The organism is Streptomyces sp. NBC_01255 (assembly GCF_036226445.1).
In the GTDB taxonomy this organism is placed as follows: domain Bacteria; phylum Actinomycetota; class Actinomycetes; order Streptomycetales; family Streptomycetaceae; genus Streptomyces.
The window spans coordinates 6,829,789-6,851,906 of the sequence record NZ_CP108474.1 but is presented as its reverse complement, the minus strand read 5'-3'; the positions used below and the strand labels follow the sequence as shown (position 1 = coordinate 6,851,906).

At 73.9% G+C, this 22,118-nt stretch carries 24 protein-coding genes; 8 read left to right on the top strand and 16 right to left on the bottom strand.

The window, feature by feature from the left end; all coding sequences use genetic code 11:
- Positions 1 to 97: 97 nt before the first annotated feature.
- From OG357_RS31035 to OG357_RS31025, 3 genes are all read right to left on the bottom strand, one after another.
- Positions 98 to 1,375, bottom strand: coding sequence for a glycosyltransferase (locus OG357_RS31035; RefSeq protein ID WP_329624281.1), 1,278 nt, complete (start codon positions 1,373 to 1,375; stop codon positions 98 to 100).
- 132 nt (positions 1,376 to 1,507) lie between these two features.
- Positions 1,508 to 2,800, bottom strand: a complete 1,293-nt coding sequence (locus OG357_RS31030; protein WP_329624280.1) for an ABC transporter substrate-binding protein — start codon at positions 2,798 to 2,800, stop codon at positions 1,508 to 1,510.
- Positions 2,778 to 3,308 (bottom strand): hypothetical protein, encoded by a 531-nt coding sequence (locus tag OG357_RS31025; protein ID WP_329624279.1) that lies wholly within the window; start codon positions 3,306 to 3,308, stop codon positions 2,778 to 2,780. Before OG357_RS31025 ends, OG357_RS31030 begins: the two co-directional genes overlap by 23 nt.
- Positions 3,309 to 3,411: 103 nt before the next feature.
- Between OG357_RS31025 and OG357_RS31020 the strand changes: the two genes are divergently transcribed.
- Genes OG357_RS31020 through OG357_RS31010 form a run of 3 tightly spaced genes read left to right on the top strand, consistent with a single transcriptional unit; the run spans position 3,412 to position 7,108 of the window.
- A complete protein-coding gene (locus tag OG357_RS31020) occupies positions 3,412 to 3,810 on the top strand; it encodes a hypothetical protein (protein WP_329624278.1) in 399 nt (132 codons plus the stop codon).
- Positions 3,798 to 6,455 (top strand): ABC transporter permease subunit, encoded by a 2,658-nt coding sequence (locus OG357_RS31015; protein WP_329624277.1) that lies wholly within the window; start codon positions 3,798 to 3,800, stop codon positions 6,453 to 6,455. The genes OG357_RS31020 and OG357_RS31015 overlap by 13 nt, the downstream gene beginning before the upstream one ends.
- A complete protein-coding gene (locus OG357_RS31010; protein ID WP_329624276.1) occupies positions 6,452 to 7,108 on the top strand; it encodes an ATP-binding cassette domain-containing protein in 657 nt (218 codons plus the stop codon). The genes OG357_RS31015 and OG357_RS31010 overlap by 4 nt, the downstream gene beginning before the upstream one ends.
- 2 nt (positions 7,109 to 7,110) lie before the next feature.
- Here the strand turns inward: OG357_RS31010 and OG357_RS31005 are convergent, their stop codons facing one another.
- Positions 7,111 to 7,857: a LysM peptidoglycan-binding domain-containing protein gene (locus OG357_RS31005; RefSeq protein ID WP_443066757.1), complete on the bottom strand. Its 747-nt coding sequence runs from the start codon at positions 7,855 to 7,857 to the stop codon at positions 7,111 to 7,113.
- 217 nt (positions 7,858 to 8,074) lie between these two features.
- Here OG357_RS31005 and OG357_RS31000 point away from each other — a divergent pair, with 217 nt between their 5' ends.
- Complete coding sequence (locus OG357_RS31000; protein WP_329624275.1) at positions 8,075 to 8,857, top strand: hypothetical protein; 783 nt, start codon at positions 8,075 to 8,077, stop codon at positions 8,855 to 8,857.
- Positions 8,858 to 9,222: 365 nt separating this feature from the next.
- Complete coding sequence (locus tag OG357_RS30995) at positions 9,223 to 9,525, top strand: hypothetical protein (RefSeq protein ID WP_329624274.1); 303 nt, start codon at positions 9,223 to 9,225, stop codon at positions 9,523 to 9,525.
- Between the two features lie 97 nt (positions 9,526 to 9,622).
- Here OG357_RS30995 and der read toward each other — a convergent pair whose 3' ends face one another.
- From der to OG357_RS30965, 6 genes are all read right to left on the bottom strand, one after another.
- Positions 9,623 to 11,071 (bottom strand): ribosome biogenesis GTPase Der, encoded by a 1,449-nt coding sequence (gene der, locus OG357_RS30990; protein ID WP_329624273.1) that lies wholly within the window; start codon positions 11,069 to 11,071, stop codon positions 9,623 to 9,625.
- A gap of 70 nt (positions 11,072 to 11,141) precedes the next feature.
- Positions 11,142 to 11,786 carry a lysophospholipid acyltransferase family protein gene (locus OG357_RS30985; protein WP_329624272.1) on the bottom strand — a complete coding sequence of 215 codons (645 nt, stop codon included), beginning with the start codon at positions 11,784 to 11,786 and terminating at the stop codon, positions 11,142 to 11,144.
- The gene (gene cmk / locus OG357_RS30980) at positions 11,783 to 12,457 is read right to left on the bottom strand and encodes a (d)CMP kinase (RefSeq protein ID WP_329624271.1); all 675 of its coding nucleotides are present in this window, start codon (positions 12,455 to 12,457) and stop codon (positions 11,783 to 11,785) included. Before cmk ends, OG357_RS30985 begins: the two co-directional genes overlap by 4 nt.
- Positions 12,458 to 12,633: 176 nt before the next feature.
- Positions 12,634 to 13,722 carry a prephenate dehydrogenase gene (locus OG357_RS30975; RefSeq protein ID WP_329624270.1) on the bottom strand — a complete coding sequence of 363 codons (1,089 nt, stop codon included), beginning with the start codon at positions 13,720 to 13,722 and terminating at the stop codon, positions 12,634 to 12,636.
- The gene (gene aroH / locus OG357_RS30970; protein WP_329624269.1) at positions 13,719 to 14,081 is read right to left on the bottom strand and encodes a chorismate mutase; all 363 of its coding nucleotides are present in this window, start codon (positions 14,079 to 14,081) and stop codon (positions 13,719 to 13,721) included. The genes OG357_RS30975 and aroH overlap by 4 nt, the downstream gene beginning before the upstream one ends.
- A 109-nt stretch (positions 14,082 to 14,190) precedes the next feature.
- Positions 14,191 to 14,619: a YidB family protein gene (locus OG357_RS30965; RefSeq protein WP_329624268.1), complete on the bottom strand. Its 429-nt coding sequence runs from the start codon at positions 14,617 to 14,619 to the stop codon at positions 14,191 to 14,193.
- A 122-nt stretch (positions 14,620 to 14,741) separates the two neighbouring features.
- Here OG357_RS30965 and OG357_RS30960 point away from each other — a divergent pair, with 122 nt between their 5' ends.
- From OG357_RS30960 to OG357_RS30950, 3 genes are read left to right on the top strand one after another with little or no spacing between them, the layout of a single operon-like run.
- On the top strand, positions 14,742 to 15,086 hold the full coding sequence (locus tag OG357_RS30960) for a DUF952 domain-containing protein (RefSeq protein ID WP_329624267.1): 345 nt from the start codon (positions 14,742 to 14,744) through the stop codon (positions 15,084 to 15,086).
- A gap of 44 nt (positions 15,087 to 15,130) precedes the next feature.
- Positions 15,131 to 15,616 (top strand): Rieske (2Fe-2S) protein, encoded by a 486-nt coding sequence (locus OG357_RS30955; protein WP_329624266.1) that lies wholly within the window; start codon positions 15,131 to 15,133, stop codon positions 15,614 to 15,616.
- Positions 15,617 to 15,626: 10 nt separating this feature from the next.
- A complete protein-coding gene (locus OG357_RS30950; protein ID WP_329624265.1) occupies positions 15,627 to 16,304 on the top strand; it encodes a nucleotidyltransferase domain-containing protein in 678 nt (225 codons plus the stop codon).
- A gap of 47 nt (positions 16,305 to 16,351) precedes the next feature.
- On the opposite strand, the gene OG357_RS30945 is transcribed toward OG357_RS30950, so the two are convergent.
- The 6 genes from OG357_RS30945 to OG357_RS30920 form a co-directional block, all read right to left on the bottom strand.
- The gene (locus tag OG357_RS30945) at positions 16,352 to 17,389 is read right to left on the bottom strand and encodes an ADP-ribosylglycohydrolase family protein (RefSeq protein ID WP_329624264.1); all 1,038 of its coding nucleotides are present in this window, start codon (positions 17,387 to 17,389) and stop codon (positions 16,352 to 16,354) included.
- The gene (locus OG357_RS30940; RefSeq protein ID WP_329624263.1) at positions 17,386 to 18,126 is read right to left on the bottom strand and encodes an NUDIX hydrolase; all 741 of its coding nucleotides are present in this window, start codon (positions 18,124 to 18,126) and stop codon (positions 17,386 to 17,388) included. Before OG357_RS30940 ends, OG357_RS30945 begins: the two co-directional genes overlap by 4 nt.
- Complete coding sequence (locus OG357_RS30935; protein ID WP_329624262.1) at positions 18,123 to 19,193, bottom strand: AAA family ATPase; 1,071 nt, start codon at positions 19,191 to 19,193, stop codon at positions 18,123 to 18,125. The genes OG357_RS30940 and OG357_RS30935 overlap by 4 nt, the downstream gene beginning before the upstream one ends.
- A gap of 126 nt (positions 19,194 to 19,319) precedes the next feature.
- A complete protein-coding gene (locus OG357_RS30930) occupies positions 19,320 to 20,558 on the bottom strand; it encodes a pseudouridine synthase (RefSeq protein WP_329624261.1) in 1,239 nt (412 codons plus the stop codon).
- A complete protein-coding gene (gene scpB / locus OG357_RS30925; RefSeq protein ID WP_329624260.1) occupies positions 20,558 to 21,151 on the bottom strand; it encodes an SMC-Scp complex subunit ScpB in 594 nt (197 codons plus the stop codon). Before scpB ends, OG357_RS30930 begins: the two co-directional genes overlap by 1 nt.
- Positions 21,148 to 22,116, bottom strand: a complete 969-nt coding sequence (locus OG357_RS30920; protein WP_329624259.1) for a segregation and condensation protein A — start codon at positions 22,114 to 22,116, stop codon at positions 21,148 to 21,150. The genes scpB and OG357_RS30920 overlap by 4 nt, the downstream gene beginning before the upstream one ends.
- Positions 22,117 to 22,118: the final 2 nt, after the last annotated feature.

Here is a 22,118-nt window from a genome sequence, read left to right as displayed (position 1 = left end):
TCAGCCCTCGCGGACAGTTACGGTCCTCGATACGACGGCGAGGGCCGGCGGACGAAAGACCGTCAGCGGACCACCGGGGTCACCGGGGTCACCGGGGTCACCGGAGCAGGCCGTGGACCAGGCGGCCGGCCTTCGCCTTCAGGACGTAGACCGCGTCGACGGCCCGGCCGATCTCGCGGTGCCTCTTCACCCGCCCCGCCGAGTGGGTCCGCCGGCTCGCGCCCCGGTCGACGAGTTCCGTCCAGAGCGCCTCGTGCCGGGCCACGATCCGGACGGGGTCGAAGCGTTCCGAGGAGGCCAGCGCCGCCCGCGCGGCCTTCGCGCGCAGTTCGTCGTCCTCGACGAGACCGCGCAGCGCCCCCGCGACCGCGGCCACGTCGTCGACCGGCACGAGCCGCCCGTCGACCCCGTCCTCGATGATCTCGCGCGGCCCGTTCGGGCAGTCGGTCGAGACCACCGGCAGCCCGCAGCGCATCGCCTCCACGATCGTCATCCCGAAGGACTCCCGCCGTGAGGTCACCGCGGCGATCGAGCCCTTGGCCCATTCCGGTTCCATCGGATGGACGGCGCCCATGAGGAAGACCTGCCGGCCGAGGCCCCGTTCCTCGATCTGCCGGGCCAGCGCGCCCTTGAGGTCCTCGACCGCGTCGCCCGTGCCGTAGATCCGCAGCGTCCACTCCGGGTGGTCCGGGGCCACCTCGGCAAAGGCGTCGATGAGCACGTCGTACCGCTTGACCCGGGTCAGCCGGCCGGCCGCCACGATGGTCCGCGCCGCGGGGTCGGCGGGCGGCAGGGCGGGCGCGGGCACGCTGTTGGGCACGGCCTCGATCCGTACGCCGGGCAGCCCCAGCCTCCGGTAGGCGCGGGCGTCGGCCTCGGTGACCGTCGTGACGGCGTCGAGGAGCCGGTACTCGTGCCGGATGTCCCGCCGGAGCCGGCGGCTGTGGCCGGTCAGGACCAGGTGCTCCTGGCCGACGAGGACCGGCCCGCGCCGGGCCTGCCGGGCCAGGTGCACGTTGAGCCCGGGGCGGGTGCCGACGAGGACGTCGGCCTCGACCCCGCGCAGGTACTCCCCGATCCGGGCGTCGGTGAGCGCGCTGTACTGCTTCCAGCGGCCGTCGCCGCGCGGGAACACCTCGGCGGGCCGGTGGAGGTCGGGGTGGTCCCCGTCGTAGCCGGGGCTGTCCTCGCGCAGGTCGACGAGATGACGCAGCGTCACGTCCGAGGGGAGGCCGAGGATCGGCCGGTCGCGGTGGCGGAACACCGAGACGATCTCGACCTCGTGGCGCGTGGCCAGTTCCTCGGCGACGGTGAACGTCGTCCGGATCGTGCCGCCGTAGTGGTAACCGTTGTGAAGCAGAAAGGAGATACGCATCGTGCTGCCGGTTCCCCCCGGTCAGTCTGGCTGTCGGTCGGACGCGCCGACTGTACTGCCGGGACGGACCCCCGTTTCACGGGCGATGTTCCCCGGACCCCCGTTTCACGGCCGGGGTTCACGGGGCCCATGTCACGGACGGTAGCCGAGCTGGGGCACGGTCGCGCAGTTCTCCGTCATGTCACCCTGGCTCACCCAGCCCCGGCCGTCCTCCCAACGGGCCACGGACAGACAGGTGTGACGGGTCTCGGGCGGAGCCGCGAGGTGCTCGAAGCGGACGGGCAGCAGCAGTCCGCGCGCGGTGTACGGCTCCGGACGGTTCAGGAACTCCTCGACGCACCCACGGGTGAGGCCGCCCTCGGCCAGGCAGGAGCGGGCCGCGTCGGTGAACCACATCGCCGCCGCCCAGCCCTCCAACTGCCACTGGGACAGCGGTCGTTGCCCCATCGCGTCCCGGAACTCACGGACGGCCGGATGGCCGCTGTCCTGGTGGTTGCGGCTGGCTCCGGTCACCCACAGGGCGCTCAGGCAGCCGGGGGCGCGGGCGTAGTCGCGGGCGACGGACGAGGACCAGTTCTGGACGTTGGTGACCTTCGCGTCGACGCGGACCCCGAGCGCCTCCATCGCCTCGCAGAGCCGCGCGTTGCCGTGGGTGTCCATCGCGTCGAAGAGCAGGTCGACGTCCTGGTCCCGTAGATCGGCGGCGACCGCGCGGAAGTTGGGCAGGGCGAAGTCGACCTGCTCGTCGACGACCCGGTACCCCTCGGCGCGCAGCCCGTCGGAGACCAGCCGGGCGTACGCGGCGGACGCGGCCTGGTTGTACGAGACGACCGCGGCGGTCCGCGCCCCTTTCTCCCGCTCGAACCAGCGGTAGACCTCCGTCCCGCCGTACAGCGTCCCGTCCCAGCCGGGCTTCCCGCCGGTGCGCGGGGCGGAGCTGCCGTAGATCCCGTAGAGGTGCGGGTACGTGTCGTAGGCGGGGGTGAGGGGCTGGCCGCCGATGTCGGGGACACCGGCCTTGGCGACGAGCGGCGCGCCCGCGTAGTTCAGGGCGGTGGTGGCGACGAGCGCGAAGACCTTCCGTTCGTCGATCAGCCGGTGCACGCACGCGTTGTTGCCGACGCCGCTGCCGCCGTCGTCGCAGGTCTCGACCTCGATCCGGCGCCCGTCGAGGCCGCCGCGGGCGTTGAGCGCGTCGAAGTAGGCGCGGGCGCCGTCGCGCGGGCCGGTGAGGGACTGCCCGCCGACCGGGCTCGTGGCGCTGGTGATGATCCCGACGCGGAGCGGCTCACCGCCGGAGGGGGTGGCGGTGGGCCGCGTCTCGAAGGCGCGCTCCGGGAGCCGGCTGCCGCACCCCACGAGGAGTGTGAGCAACACGGCCAGGAGCAGCGCCGCGACCGCCTCAGCAGCCCGGAACGGTGACACCGCTCAGCTCGACCAGGCCGCAGAGGGTCTTCACGGAGACCTTCCAGGTGCCGTCCTGGAGGATCGAGGTGCCCTGGGAGTCGGGCAGGGCCGGGGACCCGCCGACGAGCAGGTCGTAGGTGACGTTGGCCTCGGTGGCCGAGGTGAACTCGACGCCCGTGACCTTGGCCGAGGTCGTGGCGGCGTTCTCGTTGCCGACGAAGGCGGCGAGGACCGGCTGCAGCGCGGCGCCGTTCTCCAGGACCTTCACCTTCTCGGCCGCGGAGGTCTTCGGGTCGAAGAACGCCGTCCAGTTCCGGGTGATCTCCTCCTCGGCGGCGGCCGGGTCGGCGGGCTCGTCGGCCCCCGGCGACTGGGCGGTCGTCCCGGGCGGCGGCGTCTCGTACATCTGGTTACCGCCGGCGGTCCCGTCGTCGGAGCAGCCCGCGACGGCGGGCACGAAGGCCAGCACGGCGACGGCCGCGAGGGCCGCGAGCCGGGGGCGTCCGCCGAGTCGTTCGAGAACCATCTGGCTCACCACCGGGTGTCTCTCCAGGCCGTGCGGCCTGCTGCTTCCAGGGTGGGGCGAACCGGGGCATAGTGCAAGGAAAGGGAGAGACGAGGGAGGCTTGGTGCCGAGATCCCGGATCCTGTTGTGGGGCGGTGTCGCGGCGGCCGCCGGGGGCGCGGTGCTGTGCGTGCTCGGCTGGTACGGGATCTCCGGCGAGCGCTTCGCCGAGCGGCAGCTGCCCTATCTGGCCTCGTGCACGGTGCCGGGGGCGGCGCTGATCGTGGCGGGCGCCGTGCTGATCGCGGCGACGCTCCTGCTGCCGGTGAGCCCTCCGGAGCCGGTCCCGGCCGAGCCGGAGGAGACTCCCCCGCCCTCCTCGGACGGCCCGCTCCTCAGGGTCCCGGGCGGGACCCTGGCCCACCGCCCGGACTGCCCGCTGGTGGCGGGCAAGGCGGAGGCGACGCCGGCGGACGACGCGCCCCTGGACCCCTGCCCGGTCTGTGAACCATGGCCTCGCTGACGTACGAACTGACGCTCGCCGGCATCGCCGTCGGCAGCGCCGCCGCGCTCACCGGGATCGGCCTGATCGTCACCTACCGGGCGACGGGGGTGCTGAACCTGGCACACGGCGCCGTCGCCATGATCTGCGCGTACGTCCTGCGGCAGCTGGTGGTCGTGTGGGACTGGCCGCTGCCGCTGGGCGCCCTGGTCACCCTCCTGATCGTCGCCCCCGGCCTCGGCCTGATCCTCGACCGCGGTGTGTTCCGACCCCTCGCCCTCCTCGGCTCGAACCCGGCGCAGACCCTGGTGGCCTCCATCGGCGTCTTCGTCCTGCTCGTGGGCGGGGCGGCGCTGCTGTGGGGCGGTGGGGCGCGGGACGACGCGCCGGTGCTCCTCGGCGACGACCCGTGGGCGCAGCTGGGGGCGGTGGTGGCGCTCGCCTGCCTGGTGACGGCGGTGACCCGGTGGACGCGGTTCGGCCGGGAGCTGCGGGCGGTGGTCGACAACCGCCCGCTCGCCGTCCTGTCGGGGGTGGACGCGGACCGGGTGGCGGCGGCGGGGTGGGCGTTCGGCTCGTTCACCGCCGGGATGACGGGGGTGCTGCTCGCCCCGTACGTACGGCTCGACCCGTACGGGATGCCGCTGCTCGTCGTCGAGGTGATCGCGGTCGCGGTGATCGCCCGGATGCGCTCGCTGCCGGTCGCGGTGGCGGCGGCGGTCGCGATCGGCGTGGCCCAGGCACAGCTCACCCGGCTGCACCCGGAGGGCTGGGCGGGACCGCTGGTGCAGGCGCTCGGGGCGAACCTGTTCGTGGTGGCGCTCCTGGTGGCGGCGCTGGTCCTGCCGGGCGTCGGCGGCAAGGGCCGGGACGCCCTGCCCCCACCGCCCCGCACCCCCCACGTCCCCACCCCCCTCTGGCTGGTCATCGGCGTCCTGCTCCTCCTCCCCCTCGGCTTCGCGGGCTCCGACCTGCACACGGCGGTGCAGGTCCCGGCGCTCGCCGTGATCCTGCTGTCCCTGGTCGTGGTGGCGGGCCGGGGCGGCCAGATCGCCCTGGGCCAGGCGGCGTACGCGGGCCTGGGCGCGCTCCTGACGGCCCTGCTGGCGACGGCGGGCGTCCCCACCCTCCTGGCCCTGGGCCTCGCGGTACCGATGGTGGCGGTGGTGGGCCTGGTGACGGCCTGGCCGGCGATCCGCCGCCACGGCCTGGCGCTCGCCCTGGCCACCCTGGCGACCGGCGTGGCGGTGAGCCGCTTCGTCCTCACCCAGCCGTACGCGACGGCGGGCCTGTCCCTGGGCCGCCCGACAGGCTTCACGGACGACCGTGCCTACTACGCCCTGGAACTCCTCCTCCTGGCCGGCTGTCTGGCCCTGGTGGCGGCGCTGCGCCGGGGCCGCACGGGCCGCGCGCTGGCCGCCCTGCGGGACCACGAACCGGGCGCGGAGGCGGCGGGCGCCCCGGTCCCGGCCCTCAAGCTCCTCGCCTTCGTCCTGGGCGCGGCTCTGGCGGCCCTCGGCGGCGGCCTCCTCGGCATGGGCCTGCGCGCCTTCGACCCGGAGGCGTACGACCCGGTACGCGGCCTGCTCTGGTTCGCGGCGGTCCTGGTCCTCGGCGCCGACAGCCTCCTCACGCCCCTGGCGGCGGCCGCGCTCCTGGTCACCCTGGACGCGGGCCCCCAAGCGGGCGCGGCGGCGGCCGTCATCGGCCTCCTGGCCACCCAGTCGGGCCGCCTCCCCCCACTGACGACCCTGCTGCTCCCAAGTCCGGCTCCAACCGCCGACGGCGCGAAACCCTCCGGGAAGAGACCCGCACATCTGACGGGTGGGAACGCCGCACCCGCCGACGGCGCCGCACCCCCCACAGGAAAACCCGCACCTCTGTCGACAACCCGCACGGGTGGTGCGGGTGGGAACCCCAGTCCGGCCGGAGGCCGGACCCACCCCCACCGGCCCGCACCGGGCCCCGCACCCGCACCGCCCACCAGCCCCGCGCCGGCCCCCGCCCCCGCCCCGGAACTCCGCGCTGACGACCTCACCCTCACCTACCCCGGAGGGATCACCGCCCTCTCCCACGTCACCCTCACCCTCACCCCCGCCCACATCACCGCCCTCGTCGGTCCCAACGGCGCCGGCAAGAGCACCCTCTTCGACTGTCTCGCCGGAACCCTCCGCCCCCGGCGCCACCAGGGCCTGATCACGCTCGACGGCGCCGACATCACCTCCCGCTCCGCGCACGCCAGAACCCGTCTCGGGATCGCCCGGACCTTCCAGCGGCTCGCCGTGTTCCCGTCGCTGTCCGTCGAGGAGAACGTCCGTCTCGGAGCCGAGCAGGGCAGGGTCCGCGCCGATTCCGCCGCCGTCGAGCGGAGCCTCCGCCTGTTCGGCCTCGCCGGCCCCGTACGGCACCGCACGGCCGCGGGCCTGCCGACCGGGACGCTGCGCCGCGTGGAGCTGGCCCGCGCGCTCGCGGGGCAGCCGCACACGCTGCTCCTCGACGAACCCGCCGCCGGCCTCGACGCCGACGAGACCGCCGCACTCGCCCGGATCCTCGCCGCGCTCGCCGCCGACGGCCTGACGGTCCTCGTCGTCGAGCACGACCCGGACCTCGTCGCCGGGATCGCCCACACCGTGCACACCATGGAAGGCGGCCGGATCCTGTCATGAGCGTCGAGATCGAGCTGCGTGCGGCCCGGGTCCGCTACGGCCCCCTGGAGGCCCTGCACGGCCTCGACCTGCCCGTGCCCGCCGGCACCGTCACCGTGCTCCTGGGACGGAACGGCGCGGGCCGCACGACCGCCCTGCGGGCCCTCGCCGGCACGGTACGGCTCTCCTCCGGCCGGGTCCTGTGGCGCGGCGCCGACGTGACCGGGCTGCCGCCGCACGCGCGGGCGCGCCGCGGGCTGTGCTTCGTACCGGATCTGCGGGCGGTGTACGAGGGGCTCACCGTCGCCGAGAACCTCGCGCTCACCGCGCCGGACGCCCCCGCCCCGTACCCCGAGCTCGTACCCCTGCTGTCCCGGGCCGCCGGGACCCTCTCCGGTGGGGAGCGCCGGATGCTGGCCCTGTCCCGTGCCCTGCTGAGGCCCGCGCGCGTGGTGCTGGTCGACGAGCCGTCGCTCGGCATGGCCCCGCCGGTCGCGGCCCGTACGTACGGGCTCCTCGCGGCGCTCGCCGTGGAGCACGGGGCGGCCGTGCTCCTCGCCGAGCAGCGCGTACCGGAGGGGCTGCCGCGCGGCTCGCTCGTCCATGAGCTGCGGCGCGGCTCCCGCGCGGCCGTCGGGGAGCCGCACGAGTTCGCCGGAGGCACGGCGGACTGACGTCAGAGCGGCGCGATCCGCAGCATCGTGCCGACGACGATCCGGTTCGGGTCGGGCCCGATGAGGCTCCGGTTCGCCGCGTAGAGCGCCTGCCAGCCGCCCTTGACGGCGAAGCGCCGGGCGATCGAGCCGAGCGAGTCGCCCGGCTGGACGGTGTGGACGCGGCCGCTCAGCCCGTACCGCTTGGAGCAGACGGGCCAGGCCCCCCAGCCCTGCGTGCGCAGGACCTCCTCCGCGATCGTGATCTGCTGCGGGCGGGTGGCCAGGTCGGCGCGCGGGGCGTACTTCGTCCCGCCGTGCTCGACCCAGGTGGGCTGCCAGAACTGGAGCCCGCCGTAGAAGCCGTTGCCGGTGTTGACGTGCCAGCGGCCGCTGCTCTCGCACTCGGCGACGCATCCCCACGGCCACTGGTCGGCGGCGCAGGCGTAGCCGGGCACCGCGGCCGCCGCGCGCACGGCGTCGGCGGAGGAGGAGACCGCCCCGGAGACCGCCCCGGAGACCGCCCCGGCCACCACCCCGGCCACCGTCTCCGCCACCGACTCCGCCGCGGTCCCCGGCCCGGTCCCCGAGACCGCTCCAGGCGCCGCTCCCGGCACCACACCCGCCACCGCCGCCGCCGTCGGCGCGACGGCGGGCTCCCACGGCCCCTCGGACGCGTCCCGGGCCTGCGCGGAGACCGGCGTCAGGGTGATCAGCGCCGCCGCCGCGGCCACCGCGGGACCGGCCGTCCAAAATCGGATCTTCGACATCGGGGCAGGCTAGGCAGCCGCCCGGTACCCCCGGCCCGTGCCGCGCGGAACACTGTTCACACCCCACCCGGTCGGAGTCACCGGCCCCGCCGCACGAGCCGACGGCAAGTTGCCTCGCTTCCACGCGTGACCCCGGCCGATCCTGACCCGTTGAAGTCGGCATGAGACGCCCGGGATCGGCCCGGCGTCCCCCCGTACCGAGTCCAGGGAGCCACCCGTGCCGCGCATGCTCGACGTTCACGAGGACGTACGCGCCGAGATCGGCGACGAAGAAGCCGACCGGCTGCTTGCCGGCGACAACGCCCCGGGCAGCTACGACTGCACCTCCTGCCGCACGCCGGGGGACTCCGAGCAGGAGCGCACCAGCACGGTGCTGTTCGTCGGTGAGGAGACCGCGGTCCTCGCGTTCGCCCACGCCAGCTGCATCCCGTCGCAGGTCGTCAAGGTCGCCGAGGCGCAGCTCCAGGGCGCCGTCGCCTCGATCACGGCATCGGACGCCGCCGACGCGCTGTCCGCCGCCCACCCCGAGCAGGCCGTGCTCGGCGTCACCAGCGGTCTCGTCCTGATCGACGGCGAGCTGCACCCGGCGCTGGTCGTGGAGCCGACCGCCCCCGTGGCCCGCCCGGGCACGGACGGCCTCGTCGACGAGTTCCTGCCGCTCCTCGCGGAGCAGGGCTTCCGGCCCGTCACCGACCTCAACGAGAAGCCCGCCGCACTGCCGGGCTGGTCGGTCCTGGTCGCCATGGGCCAGCTCCACTCCGTCCTCCAGCCGGGGCCGAACGGCGCCGGTCAGGCCGCCTGGTGGCAGGCGCACCAGCCGCTCCAGGTCACCGAGGGCTGGCGCGCGGCGGCCAACAAGTCGCACACGGTCCTGGTCTTCGCCGCCCCGGTGGGCTCCATCGGCCAGCAGCCGCGCGAGGACCTGCTGCGCGACGCCCTGGAGAAGGCCGCGGCGAACGGACGCCTGGTGGCGGCCGCGATGCCGCTGGCCGGTACCTGATGGACGACGGCCGGCCCGGCATAGGGCCCGCGCGGGCCCCGGACGGACCGGCGGGGCCGAGCGGGCCGAGCGGGCCGGCGCGGCCGGGCGAATCGGCCAGGTTCGGCAGGTCCGCAGGGCTGGGCGGGCCGCCAGGGTTCGGCGGGGCTTCGGCGTCGGCATCGGCAGCGGCGTCGGCATCAGCCGGGGCCTCTGCGCTGCGGGCTGCCGGGGGCGCGGCGGTACCGGAGGTTCCGACCGTGCCGCGCCCCCGGCGGGCGTCTCTTTCGGAGAGCCGCCCGCATCCGACCGGCGGCGGGGTCGTTGGCACGTACGTGCACCCATACGACCCTTTCCTCCAGCCGTATCCGAGCCAGATCCCCGCCATGCGCCCGGCGCAGGACGTCACGGCGGGCCAGTCGGCCACGCCGATCTACGACGCCCTGTTCTCGGAGTACCGCCGGTCGTTCCGCACGCTGCCGGGTGACCGCAGCGGCGAGGAGGAGGTGGCCTTCCGGGCCTTCGGCACGACCGCGAGCACGGGTCTGTACGGCAACGGCCAGGGGTACGGAGCCGGGCAGGGATACGGCACCGGTCACCGGTACGCCTCCGCTCATCCGCCTATCTGGACGGCGCAGCAGCACCACACCCCGGCGGCGCTCCCGCCGGGTCCCCGCCGGGGCTTCTGAGTCCGGCGGACACCCCAGCGGACCCGTCCGCGACACGGCAGAGGGCCGGGGCTTGTCGCCCCGGCCCTCTGCCGTGTCCGTCACACCGCGCTGTCGACTACTTCTTCCGGCCGCGCTTCTCGCGCACGCGCACCGAGATGTGGATCGGGGTGCCCTCGAAGCCGAACTCCTCGCGCAGACGGCGCTCGATGAAGCGCCGGTAGCCGGCCTCCAGGAAGCCCGAGGCGAAGAGGACGAACCGCGGCGGCTTGGTGCCCGCCTGCGTACCGAAGAGGATGCGGGGCTGCTTGCCGCCGCGGATCGGGTGCGGGTGGGCCGCGACGATCTCGCCGAGGAAGGCGTTCAGCCGGCCGGTGGGGACGCGGGTCTCCCAGCCGGCGAGGGCGGTCTGGATGGCCGGGACCAGCTTCTCCATGTGGCGGCCGGTCTTGGCGGAGACGTTGACCCGGGGCGCCCAGACGACCTGCTGCATCTCGGTCTCGATCTCGTTCTCGAGGTAGTAGCGGCGCTCCTCGTCGAGCTCGTCCCACTTGTTGTAGGCGATGACGATGGCGCGGCCGGACTCGACGGCCATCGTGATGATGCGCTGGTCCTGGACCGAGATCTTGTCGGTGGTGTCGATGAGGATGACGGCCACCTCCGCCTTCTCGATGGCGGCGGCGGTCCGCAGGGAAGCGTAGTAGTCCGCGCCCGACTGGAGGTGGACCTTCTTGCGGATGCCGGCGGTGTCGACGAACTTCCACGTCACGCCGCCGAGCTCGATGAGCTCGTCGACCGGGTCGCGGGTGGTGCCGGCCAGCGCGTTGACGACGACCCGGTCCTCGTTCGCGACCTTGTTGAGGAGGGAGGACTTGCCGACGTTCGGACGGCCGATGAGGGCGATGCGGCGCGGGCCGCCGACGGCGTTGCCGAAGCGCTGCTCGGGGGCCTCGGGCAGCTTCTTCAGGACCTCGTCGAGGAGGTCGCCGGTGCCGCGGCCGTGCAGCGAGGAGACGGGGAACGGCTCGCCGAGGCCCAGGGACCAGAGCGTGGCAGCGTCGGCCTCGCCGGACTGGCCGTCGACCTTGTTGGCGGCGAGGACGACCGGCTTGCCGGCGCGGCGGAGCAGCTTGACGACGGCCTCGTCGGTGTCGGTGGCGCCGACGGTGGCGTCCACGACGAAGAGACAGGCGTCGGCGGCCTCGATGGCGAACTCGGCCTGGGCGGCGACGGAGGCGTCGATGCCGAGGACGTCCTGCTCCCAGCCGCCGGTGTCGACGACCTTGAAGCGGCGCCCGGCCCATTCGGCCTCGTAGGTGACGCGGTCGCGGGTGACGCCCGGCTTGTCCTCGACGACGGCCTCGCGGCGGCCGATGATGCGGTTCACCAGGGTCGACTTGCCGACGTTCGGGCGGCCGACGACGGCGAGGACGGGCAGGGGGCCGTGCCCGGCCTCCTCGATCGCGCCCTCGATCTCTTCGGCGCCGAAGCCTTCTTCCGAGGCGAGCTCCATGAACTCCGCGTACTCGGCGTCGCCAAGTGCCCCGTGGTCGTGCTGGTCGTTCATGAAGTCCGTTCCTTGATCATTCGTGGTCGGTGGGTCCCCGAGCCGCGGGGCCCACTACTGAAAGTCTCGCTCAGCGCCCGGTGAGGCGCTTGGCGTTTTCCAGGTGAGCGGTGAGCTGTCCCTGGATCCGTACGGTGGCCTCGTCGAGCGCCTTGCGGGTGCGACGCCCTGATCCGTCGCCCGCCTCGAAGGCGTCGCCGAAGACGACGTCGACGCGGCCGCGCAGCGGAGGCAGTGCCTTGAACAACCGTCCGCGGCGCTCGGTGCTTCCCAGGACGGCGACCGGAACGATCGACGCCCCACTGCGGACGGCGAAGTAGGCGAGGCCGGCGCGCAGCGAGGCGAAGTCGCCCTCGCCGCGGGTGCCCTCGGGGAAGATGCCGAGGACGCCGCCCTGCTCCAGGACGCCCAGGGCGTTGCCTATCGCGTTCCGGTCGGTGCTGTCGCGGTCGACCTTGACCTGCCCGATGCCCTCCAGGAAGGGCCCGAGGGGCCCGACGAAGGCTTCCTTCTTGATGAGGAAGTGCACCGGGCGCGGTGCGGTGCCCATGAGCATGGGGCCGTCGATGTTGTGCGCGTGGTTGACGGCGAGGATGACGGGGCCGGAGGCCGGTACCCGCCAGGCGCCGAGGACGCGCGGCTTCCAGAAGCCGTACATCAGGCCGATGCCGATGCGTCGGCCGACGACGGCGCCCTTCGCGGAGGGCAGGGTCACTTCGCGCCCGCCCTCTTCTCCTCCACCAGGGTGACGACGCACTCGATGACCTGGTCCAGGGTGAGGTCGGTGGTGTCGACCTCGACGGCGTCGCCGGCCTTCGCGAGCGGAGAGGTCTTGCGGCCGGAGTCGGCCGCGTCCCGCTTGATCAGGGCTTCCTTCGTCGCCTGCACGTCGGCGCCCTTGAGCTCGCCGGAGCGGCGGGCGGCACGGGCCTCGGGCGAGGCGGTGAGGAAGATCTTCAGGTCGGCGTCCGGCAGGACGGTGGTGCCGATGTCCCGGCCCTCGACGACGATGCCGAGCTCGGCGCCCTTCGCGATGGACCGCTGGAGGTCGGTGATGCGCGTCCGCACCTCGGGCACGGCGCTGACGGCGCTGACCTTCGAGGTGACCTCTTCGGTACGGATGGGACCGGCGGCGTCGACACCGTCCACCGTGATGGTGGGGCGGCCCGGGTCCGTACCGGAGACGATGTCCGGCTTGGAGGCGGCGTTGGCGACGGCCTCGGCGTCGGTCACGTCGACGCCGTTGCTGATCATCCACCAGGTGATCGCCCGGTACTGGGCGCCGGTGTCGAGGTAGCTCAGCCCCAGCTTGGCGGCGACCGCCTTCGAGGTGCTCGACTTGCCCGTGCCGGACGGCCCGTCGATGGCGACGATCACGGATTCCACGGTGGGAACACCTTCCTGGGGGAGCGGTAGGGCCTCGGCGGAGATGCAAGGGGCCCCCACAAGGTTACCGAGTCCCACGCACCCGTTCGGCCCAGCCCATGTCGGACCCGCTCCGGACCCCCTCCGGGGCGGTGCCGGAGGGGCTCCGGCGAACCCGTCAGCCCCGCCCCGTACCGTCAGGGCGTCCGCAGCGCCCAGCCGCGCTCCTGGAGGGCCGCGCCCAGGACCGGGGCGGCCGCGGGGTCGACCATGAGCTGGACCAGGCCCGCCTGCTGGCCGGTGGCGTGCTCGATGCGGACGTCCTCGATGTTGACGCCCGCACGGCCCGCGTCGGCGAAGATCCGGGCCAGCTCGCCCGGCTGGTCGCTGATGAGGACGGCGACGATCTCGTAGGCCGTGGGTGCGGCACCGTGCTTGCCGGGGACGCGGGCCCGGCCGGCGTTCCCGCGCCGCAGGACGTCCTCGATGCCGGAGGCACCGTCCCGGCGCTTGTCCTCGTCGACGGACAGGAGGGAGCGCAGGGCGCGGACCGTCTCGTCGAGGTCGGCGGCGACGCCCGCGAGGACGTCGGCGACGGGGCCCGGGTTGGCGGAGAGGATGTCGACCCACATGCGCGGGTCGGAGGCGGCGATCCGGGTGACGTCGCGGATGCCCTGCCCGCAGAGGCGTACGGCCGACTCGTCGGCCTCCTCCAGGCGCGCGGCGACCATCGACGACACCAGCTGCGGGGTGTGGGAGACGAGGGCGACGGCCCGGTCGTGGGCGTCGGCGTCCATGACGACGGGCACGGCCCGACAGAGGGCGACGAGCTCCAGGGCGAGGTTCAGGACCTCGGTGTCGGTGTCACGGGTCGGGGTGAGGACCCAGGGCCGTCCCTCGAAGAGGTCCGCGGTCGCCGCGAGCGGGCCCGAGCGCTCCTTGCCGGACATCGGGTGCGAACCGATGTACGCGGTGAGGTCGAGGCCCAGCGCCTCCAGCTCCCGCTTCGGACCTCCCTTGACGCTCGCCACGTCCAGGTAGCCGCGGGCGAGGCCCGCGGACATCGCCTCGGCGAGGGTCGCGGCGACGTGCGCGGGGGGCACGGCGACGATCGCGAGGTCCACGCGCCCCTCGGGCGCCTCGTCGGTGCCCGCGCCGAGCGCGGCGGCCGTCTGGGCGCGCGCCGGGTCGTGGTCGCGGAGGTGGACCGTGACGCCCCGGCTCGCCAAAGCGATCGCCGCGGAGGTGCCGATCAGGCCGGTGCCGATGACGAGCGCTGTTCTCACTGGGCGATGTCCTTGCGCAGGGCGGCCGCGGCACCGAGGTAGACGTGCGCGATCCGGGACTTGGGCAGATCGGTCTCGACGTGGGCGAGGAGCCGGACGACCCTCGGCATCGCGCCCTCGATGTCGAGCTCCTGGGCGCAGATCAGGGGTACGTCGACGATGCCGATCCCCCGGGCTGCGGCGGCGGGGAAGTCGCTGTGCAGGTCCGGCGTGGCCGTGAACCAGATGCTGATGAGGTCGTCGGCGGTGAGTTCGTTGCGCGTGAGGACGGCGGTGAGCAGCTCCTCGACCTGCTCGCGCATGTGTCCGGCCTCGTCCCGCTCCAGCTGGACGGCGCCTCGGACCGCTCGTACCGCCACGTCGTACTCCTTCGCCTGCGTCAAGTGCTCCGTTCAGCCTAGTCAGCGGGGGACGGGCGCGTCGCGGCGCCCGCCTTCCGAGACGGAGGGCGGGCGCCTTCGAGATCCTCTAGAGCTGCTGCTGGCGGATGAGGTCCTCCAGGGAGCCCTGGGGCACCGCGCCGTTCGGGGTCAGCTTGTCGACGGCCTGCGGCAGGGACTGGGCGATCTGGTCGGCGGCCTCCTGCGGGCTGACGCCGGCGTCCGCCGCGACCTTCTGGAGGGTGTCGTCCGGGAGGGCTCCGGCGATCTGAGCGCCGCTCACGGGCTTGTTCTCGCCGGTGCCGACCCAGGACTGGGCCTGGTCGACGAGACCGGACTTCGTCAGCATGTCGAGGAGTCCGCCGAGCGGGTTCGCGCCGTCGGAGCCACCGCCGCTCTTGCCGCCCGCGAGGGCGCCGAGCAGGGAGCCGAGGATGCCGCCGGCACCGCCGCTACCGCCCTGGCCGCCGCCTCCGAGGAGGCTTCCGAGGAGACTGCCGAGGTCGTTTCCCGCCATCGTTCTGCCTTTCGTCCGGTACGGAACACGCCTAATCTCACTCATACCGGTTCATTCCGCCACTCGGTGTACACACCCCGGACGCGGGAGAGACGCCGTAGAGACGCGGTAGAACAGTCGGCATGCTGCTGCACGTCGTACCGCAGGCCGACTGGTCCGCCGACCCCGCCGACCCGACCGCCCCCTACGCCCCGCCGTCGCTCGCCGCCGAGGGCTTCGTCCACTGCTCGGCCGACGAGCCCTCGGCCCTGGCGATCGCCGACGGCCCCTACCGGTCCGCCACCGGCCCGCTCCTGGTCCTCGTCATCGACGAGTCCCGGCTGAGCGGGGAGGTCCGCTGGGAGGGCTCGGAGGGCCGGCTCTTCCCGCACGTCTACGGAGCGATCGAGCGGGCCGCGGTGACGGCGGTCCTGGAGGTCCGCCGGGACGCGGACGGCCGTGCGAGGGAGCTGACGCCCCGCCCGTAGGCGTGTTGCGGGACCTCGGGCCGGGGCGCCGCCAAGCTGGCGCCATGACTTCAAGCGCCACGAACCGCCGTACCGTCCTGTTCGCCGCCGCGGCCCTGACGACGGGCTGCGGCTCGGACGGCGGGGGCGACGGCGGTACGACCACCAGTGCCCCGGCCACGCCGAGCGCGCCCGCGACGTCCGCCACTCCCGAGACGCCGGCCACATCGGCCACGACGCCCGCATCGCCCACGCCGACCGGTGCTCCCCCGCTGGCCACGACCTCCGAGATCCCGGTCGGCGGCGGCACGGTCTTCGCCGAGGCGAAGGTGGTCGTCACGCAGCCGACCGCAGGCGAGTTCAAGGCCTTCTCCGCGATCTGCACCCACCAGGGGTGTCTGGTGAACAAGGTCGCGGACGGCACCATCGACTGCCCCTGCCACGGTTCCAAGTACCGCATCGCCGACGGCTCGGTGGCGGCGGGACCGGCTCCCCGCCCCCTGCCGGCCGAGCAGATCAATGTCTCGGGGGAATCGATCACCCTCGCGTAGCCTCACCCGCATGACCCCGGACGAGCTGGTGCGCGACCACACGATCTACTCCTGCGTGATGGGTTCGCGCGCCTTCGGTCTGGCGACCGAGGGCAGCGACACCGACGTGCGGGGCGTCTATCTCGCCCCGACGCCGCTCTTCTGGCGGTTCGACAAGCCCCCGGCCCATGTGGAGGGCCCGGGCGAGGACCAGTTCAGCTGGGAGCTGGAGCGCTTCTGCGAGCTGGCCCTGCGCAACAACCCGAACGTCCTGGAGTGCCTGCACTCCCCCGTCGTGGACCGCGTCGACGACACGGGCCGCGAACTCCTCTCCCTGCGCGGGGCCTTCCTCTCCCGGCAGGCCCACCAGACCTTCGTCCGCTACGCCGGCGGCCAGCGCCGCAAGCTGGACGCGGACGTCCGCCTGCACGGACACCCGCGCTGGAAGCACGCGATGCACCTGCTGCGGCTGCTGACGAGCTGCCGCGACCTGCTGCGCACGGGCGAACTCCGCGTCGACGTCGGCGAGGAGCGCGACCGCCTCCTCGCGGTCAAGCGGGGCGAGGTGCCGTGGCAGGAGGTCGAGTCCTGGATGAACCGCCTCCAGGACGAGGCGGACCGTGCCCACGACACGAGCCCGCTCCCCGCCGCCCCGGACCACGCCCGTGTCCAGGACTTCCTGATCCGCGCCCGCCGCGCCTCGCTCTGAAGCCCTGACGCCCCGGCGCCCCGCTCGGGGCGCCGGCCGGCCCCCGCTCAGGCGTCCCAGAGCGCCCCGAACGTCAGCAGTTCGCTCCGGTACTCGACGCGCTCGGCCCACTCCTTCGGCCAGGCGTCCGCGCCCAGGTGGGCGCCGGCGAAGGCGCCCGCGAGGGCGGCGATCGAGTCGGAGTCGCCCCGGGTGCAGGCCGCCCTGCGCAGGGCGGTGAGGGGCTTGTCGGGGAAGAGGAGGAAGCAGAGCAGGCCGGTCGCGAGGGCCTCCTCGGCGATCCAGCCGTCGCCGGTGTACGCGCAGGGGTCGAGCTCCGGGTCGGCCGTGCGCTGGACGGCGTCCAGGCGCTCCAGGACGGCCAGGCACTCGTCCCAGCCGCGCTCGACGAAGTGCCGGGCGGAGGGGTCCTGGGAGCGGGTCCACAGGTCGCCGAGCCAGTGCTCGTGGTAGCGGGAGCGGTTCTCGTACGCGTACGAGCGCAGCTGTCCGACGAGCCCGGCCGGGTCCACGCCCTGGGCGAGGAGGTACACGGCGCGGGCGGTGAGGTCCGAGGCGGCGAGCGCGGTGGGGTGGCCGTGGGTGAGGGCCGCCTGGAGCTGGGCGGCACCCGCGCGCTGCTCCTCGCTCAGCCCGGGGACGAGGCCGATCGGCGCGACCCGCATATTGGCGCCGCAGCCCTTGGAGCCGATCTGGCTGGCGTCCTGCCAGGGCCGGTCGCCGTCGAGGAGCAGGCAGGCGCGCAGGCAGGTGTTGCCGGGGGCACGGTTGTTCTCCGGGGAGTGGTACCAGTCGACGAACTCGTCCCGGACCGGCCGGGCGAGGCGCGCCGGGGCGAGGACACCCTGGTCCATCGCCGTGCGGATGCCCCGGGCGAAGGCGAGGGTCATCTGGGTGTCGTCGGTGACGACCGCCGTCCCCCGGGCGAGCGGGAGGTCCATCTCCCGCCAGGGGCCGAAGGCGGCGAGGATCGCCGGCACGTCCTTGAACTCGGTCGGGAAGCCCAGCGCGTCGCCGAGCGCGAGGCCGACGAGGGATCCGGTCGCGGCCTGCTTCACCGCCGTACGGGTCGGGGTGAGGGTCATGAGAGTCGTCCTTCCGGTCGCAGGAGCGGCGGGTGGAGGGCCGTGGCCTCGCCCGCCCGGTAGAGGGCGGCCGGTTTCCCCCGTCCGCCGGTGCGGCGCGGCGGCCCTTCCACCGCCCGGACGAAGCCGGGTGTGGTGAGGACCTTGCGCCGGAAGTTGGGGCGGTCGAGTTCGACGCCCCAGACCGTCTCGTACACCTGCCGGAGCTCGCCGAGGGTGAACTCGGGCGGGCAGAAGGCGGTGGCGAGGCAGGTGTACTCGAGCTTGGCGCCGACGCGTTCGCGGGCGTCGGCGAGGATCCGGTCGTGGTCGAAGCCCAGCGGCCCGTACGAGCCGTAGGGCAGCCACCGCGCCTCGGCCGCGTCTCCGCCGCCGCGCGGCTCGGGCAGGCCGGGGACGAGCGCGGTGAAGGCCACGGAGACGACCCGCATCCGGGGATCCCGGTCGGGGTCGCTGTAGGTGCGGAGCTGTTCGAGGTGGAGTCCCGCGACGGTGGCCCCGGGCAGTCCGGTCTCCTCGGCGAGCTCGCGGCGGGCGGCCGTCTCGGCGGACTCGCGGGGCAGGACGAAGCCGCCGGGCAGGGCCCACTCCCCCGCGTACGGCTCCTGGCCCCGCTGGACGAGGAGGACGTGCAGGCGTTCCTCGCGGACGGTGAGGACGGCAAGGTCGACGGTGACGGCGAAGGGCTCGAAGGCGTACTTGTCGTAGCCGCCCGGTGCGGGCGGGGCGGTGTTCATCGGCGCTCCGGCAGGGGGTCGGCGAGGTGGCCGCTCTCGGCGAGGAGCGCGTCGACGGCGGCGACGGCCGCCGCGAGCCGCTCCTCGTGCGGGCCGCTGAGGACGGCCGTCCGGCGGCCGGTGTGGGCGAGCTGGGTGAGAAAGCGTGCGGTCATCCAGGGCCGCAGGCGCTCCGCGTCGCGCGGTGCCGTGCCCTCTGTGCCCTCTGCGTTCTCGAGTTCGACGCCCCGGTGGTCGGTGAGCAGCCAGAGGTGCTGGCGGCCGTGGGCGGCGACCTCCCCGGTCTCGGCGCTCGCGGTGCCCGTGTACCGCTCGTGCCAGATGGTGGTGGCGAAGGCGTCGGTGTCGCAGACGAGCACGGGCGAGCCGTCGCGGGCCGCCTCCTCCTCCAGTTCGGCCTGCCGCCGCGCGATGACGGGGAAGTCGGAGGAGCGGAAGGTGACGTCGGACCGGGTGGCGCCGGGGCGTTCGGCCCGGAGTTCGGCGAGCTTGAGCGCGCGGTACTCGCGCCCGTACTCCGGTACGTACCGGGTGCGGGCCCAGACTCCGCCCCGCCGCCGGTAGTGGTCGGCGAGGGCGAGGGCCATGGTGGTGGTGCCGGTGGACTCGGCGCCGAGGACGACGACGCGTCGGGTGAGCGCGGCGCGGACCGGCGGCTCCAGGAAGTCCCAGGAGCCGGCGAGGTCGGCGCGGACGGCGGCGCCGGAGACGGGGAAGCGGGTGCGGTCGGGGTCGACGGTGACGGACTCCGCGCCGAAACGGCGGCCGAGCTCGTCCCCGTACGACTCCCCGTAGGGCTCCGCGACGAAGACGGCGTCGACACGCTCGGGCACTGCGTCCCACAGGCCGACGGGGCTGTCGTCGACGGCTCCGACGACGAGGGCGTCGGGGTGGATCTCGCGCATCCAGGCGACGCGGTCGGCCAGGGGCAGGCTCTCGGCCGAGATGCCGCAGACGAGCACGGTGAGGCGGTCGCACCGCTCGCGCGCGGTGCGGACGAGGTGGTGGTGGCCGGCGTGCGGCGGAGAGAAGCCGCCGAGAACGAGACCGTGGCCGTAGTGCTTCACGCCGCCCCCTTCCTTAAGAGTCACTCTGACTATAAATGGAGACGGGGCCCGGCCACAAGCACGAGAAGGCACGAAAGAGGCCCGTGACCGACCTGCGGTCACGGGCCTCTCGCGGAGGGGCGGGAACTACATCCCGACTTCCTTCATCAGCATGCCGACCTCGGTATTGGTCAGACGGCGCAGCCAGCCCGACTTCTGGTCACCCAGCGAGATCGGACCGAAGGCCGTACGGACCAGCTTGTCGACCGGGAAGCCGGCCTCGGCCAGCATCCGGCGCACGATGTGCTTGCGGCCCTCGTGCAGCGTGACCTCGACCAGGTAGTTCTTGCCGGTCTGCTCGACGACGCGGAAGTGGTCGGCGCGGGCGTACCCGTCCTCCAGCTCGATGCCGTCCTTGAGCATCCGGCCGACCTCGCGGGGCAGCGGGCCGGTGATGGCGGCGAGGTAGGTCTTCTTCACGCCGTACTTGGGGTGCGTGAGGCGGTGGGCCAGCTCACCGTGGTTGGTGAGCAGGATGATGCCCTCGGTCTCCGTGTCGAGCCGGCCGACGTGGAAGAGCCGGGTCTCACGGTTGTTGACGTAGTCGCCGAGGCACTGGCGGCCTTCCGGGTCCTCCATGGTGGAGACGACGCCGGAGGGCTTGTTCAGCGCGAAGAAGAGGTGGGACTGGGTGGCGACGGTCAGGCCGTCCACCTTGATCTCGTCCTTCTCCGGGTCGACGCGCATGCCCTGCTCGATCACGATCTGGCCGTTGACCTCGACGCGGGACTGCTCGATGAGCTCCTCGCAGGCACGCCGCGAGCCCATGCCGGCACGGGCGAGGACCTTCTGCAGACGCTCGCCCTCCTGCTCGGCGCCGGGGAAGGTCTTGGGGGTCTTGATCTCCGGCTTGCCGGCGTACCGCTCCCGGTTGCGCTCCTCCGTGCGGGCGTCGTACTCGCGCGAGCGGGACGGCTCGGTACGGCCGCCACCGCGCTGCGGGGACTGCCGGGGGCCGCCCTTGGCGCCACCGCGCGCGGAGGCGCCGCGGCCGCTCTTGGGGCCGCCGGCGGAGCCGCCGAGGCCGGGGACGTCGTACTGGCGCTCTTCGGGACGCGGGTTGCGCGGCCTGCTGCTGCTGCCGCCGCCCTGCCTGTCGTCGCGGCCGCCGCCGGCGCCGCGGTAGCCGCCGCCACCGCTGCCACCACGGCCACCGCCGCCACCGCTGCCACCACGACCGGCGCCGCCGCCGCTGCTGCCGCCACGGCCACCGCCGCCGCTGCTGCTGCCGCCGCGGCCACCGCCGCTGCCGCCGCGGCCGCCGCTGTTGCCACCACGGCTCCCGCCGTTGTTTCCGCTGCTGTTCCTGCCGCTGCTGCTTCGCATCAAATTTCCGTCTTGTCGTCTACGTCTGCGTCCGGATCGAACGACGGGACGCCTTCCAGGGAGTCCGGCTCGACCGCCTCCGCCTCGGGGAGGAAAGGCGCGAGCTCGGGGAGTTCGTCCAGGCCGCGCAGGCCCATCCGCTCCAGAAAATAGTTCGTCGTCCTGTACAGGATCGCACCTGTTTCGGGTTCCGCGCCCGCCTCCTCCACCAGACCCCGCTGGAGAAGGGTCCTCATGACCCCGTCGCAGTTGACCCCGCGGACCGCGGAGACCCGGGAACGGCTGACCGGCTGGCGGTACGCGACGACCGCGAGGGTCTCCAGGGCCGCCTGGGTGAGCCGGGCCTGCTGCCCGTCGAGCACGAAGGCCTCGACGGCCGCGGCGTGGGCGGCTCGCGTGTAGTAGCGCCAGCCGCCGGCCACCCGCCGCAGCTCGAAGCCGCGCCCCTGGACCGTGTACTCGTCGGCCAGCTCGTGCAGGGCGTCGGCCACCTCGCGCGGGGTGCGGTCCAGGACCTTGGCGAGGTGCAGCTCGGTGGCGGGTTCGTCGACGACCATCAGGACGGCTTCGAGGGAGGGCTTGAGGTCGCTCATGCGGCGGTCTCCTGGTCGAACTCGTCGGTCACGGCCCCGGACGGGTCCGCCTCCCCGCCGGTCCAGGAGACCGTGAGGTCCTCCAGGGCCGTCTCCTGGTCGAGGGCGACGGCCTTCTCCCGGTAGAGCTCCAGGAGGGCGAGGAAGCGGGCGACGACGGTGAGGGTGTCGTCCCCGACGTCCTCGATCAGCTCCCGGAAGAGGGCCGTACCGCGCTCGCGCAGCAGCGCGACGACCACGGCGGCCTGCTCGCGGACGCTGACGAGCGGAGCGTGGATGTGGTCGACGTACACCTGGGGCTCGGCCTTGGGCTGCATGGCCTTGACCGCCAGCCTGGCGAAGCCCTCGGCCCCGATGGAGATGACGACCTCGGGGAGCAGCTCGGCGTGGTGCGGTTCGAGTCCGACGGTACGGGGGTGGCGGCGGCCCTCGGCCTCCCAGCGGTCCTGGAAGATCTCCGCGATCCGTTTGTACGCGCGGTACTGGAGGAGGCGGGCGAAGAGCAGATCGCGGGCTTCCAGGAGGGCGAGGTCGGCCTCGTCCTCCACCTCGGCGGCGGGGAGCAGCCGGGCGGCCTTGAGGTCGAGCAGCGTGGCGGCGACGACGAGGAACTCGGTGGTCTGGTCGAGGTCGCCGTCGGGGCCCAGGGCGCGGAGGTGCGCCATGAACTCGTCGGTGACCTGGGAGAGGGCGACCTCGGTGACGTCGAGCTTGTGCTTGGTGATCAGCTGGAGGAGCAGGTCGAAGGGCCCCTCGAAGTTCGCGAGACGCACCGTGAACCGCCCGTCGCCGGGCTCGGCGTCCACCGGAGGAGCAGCGGGAGCGGCGGGAGCGGCGGGAGCGGCGGGTACGGGCTCCCCCGCCGATGACCCCACCGGAGGCCCCGCCGGCACCGTCGCGCCCGGGCCGCGGCCCAGGGGGCGGCGGCCCGGCGGGCGGGACGTTTCGTCAGAGACGTGGTGCATGG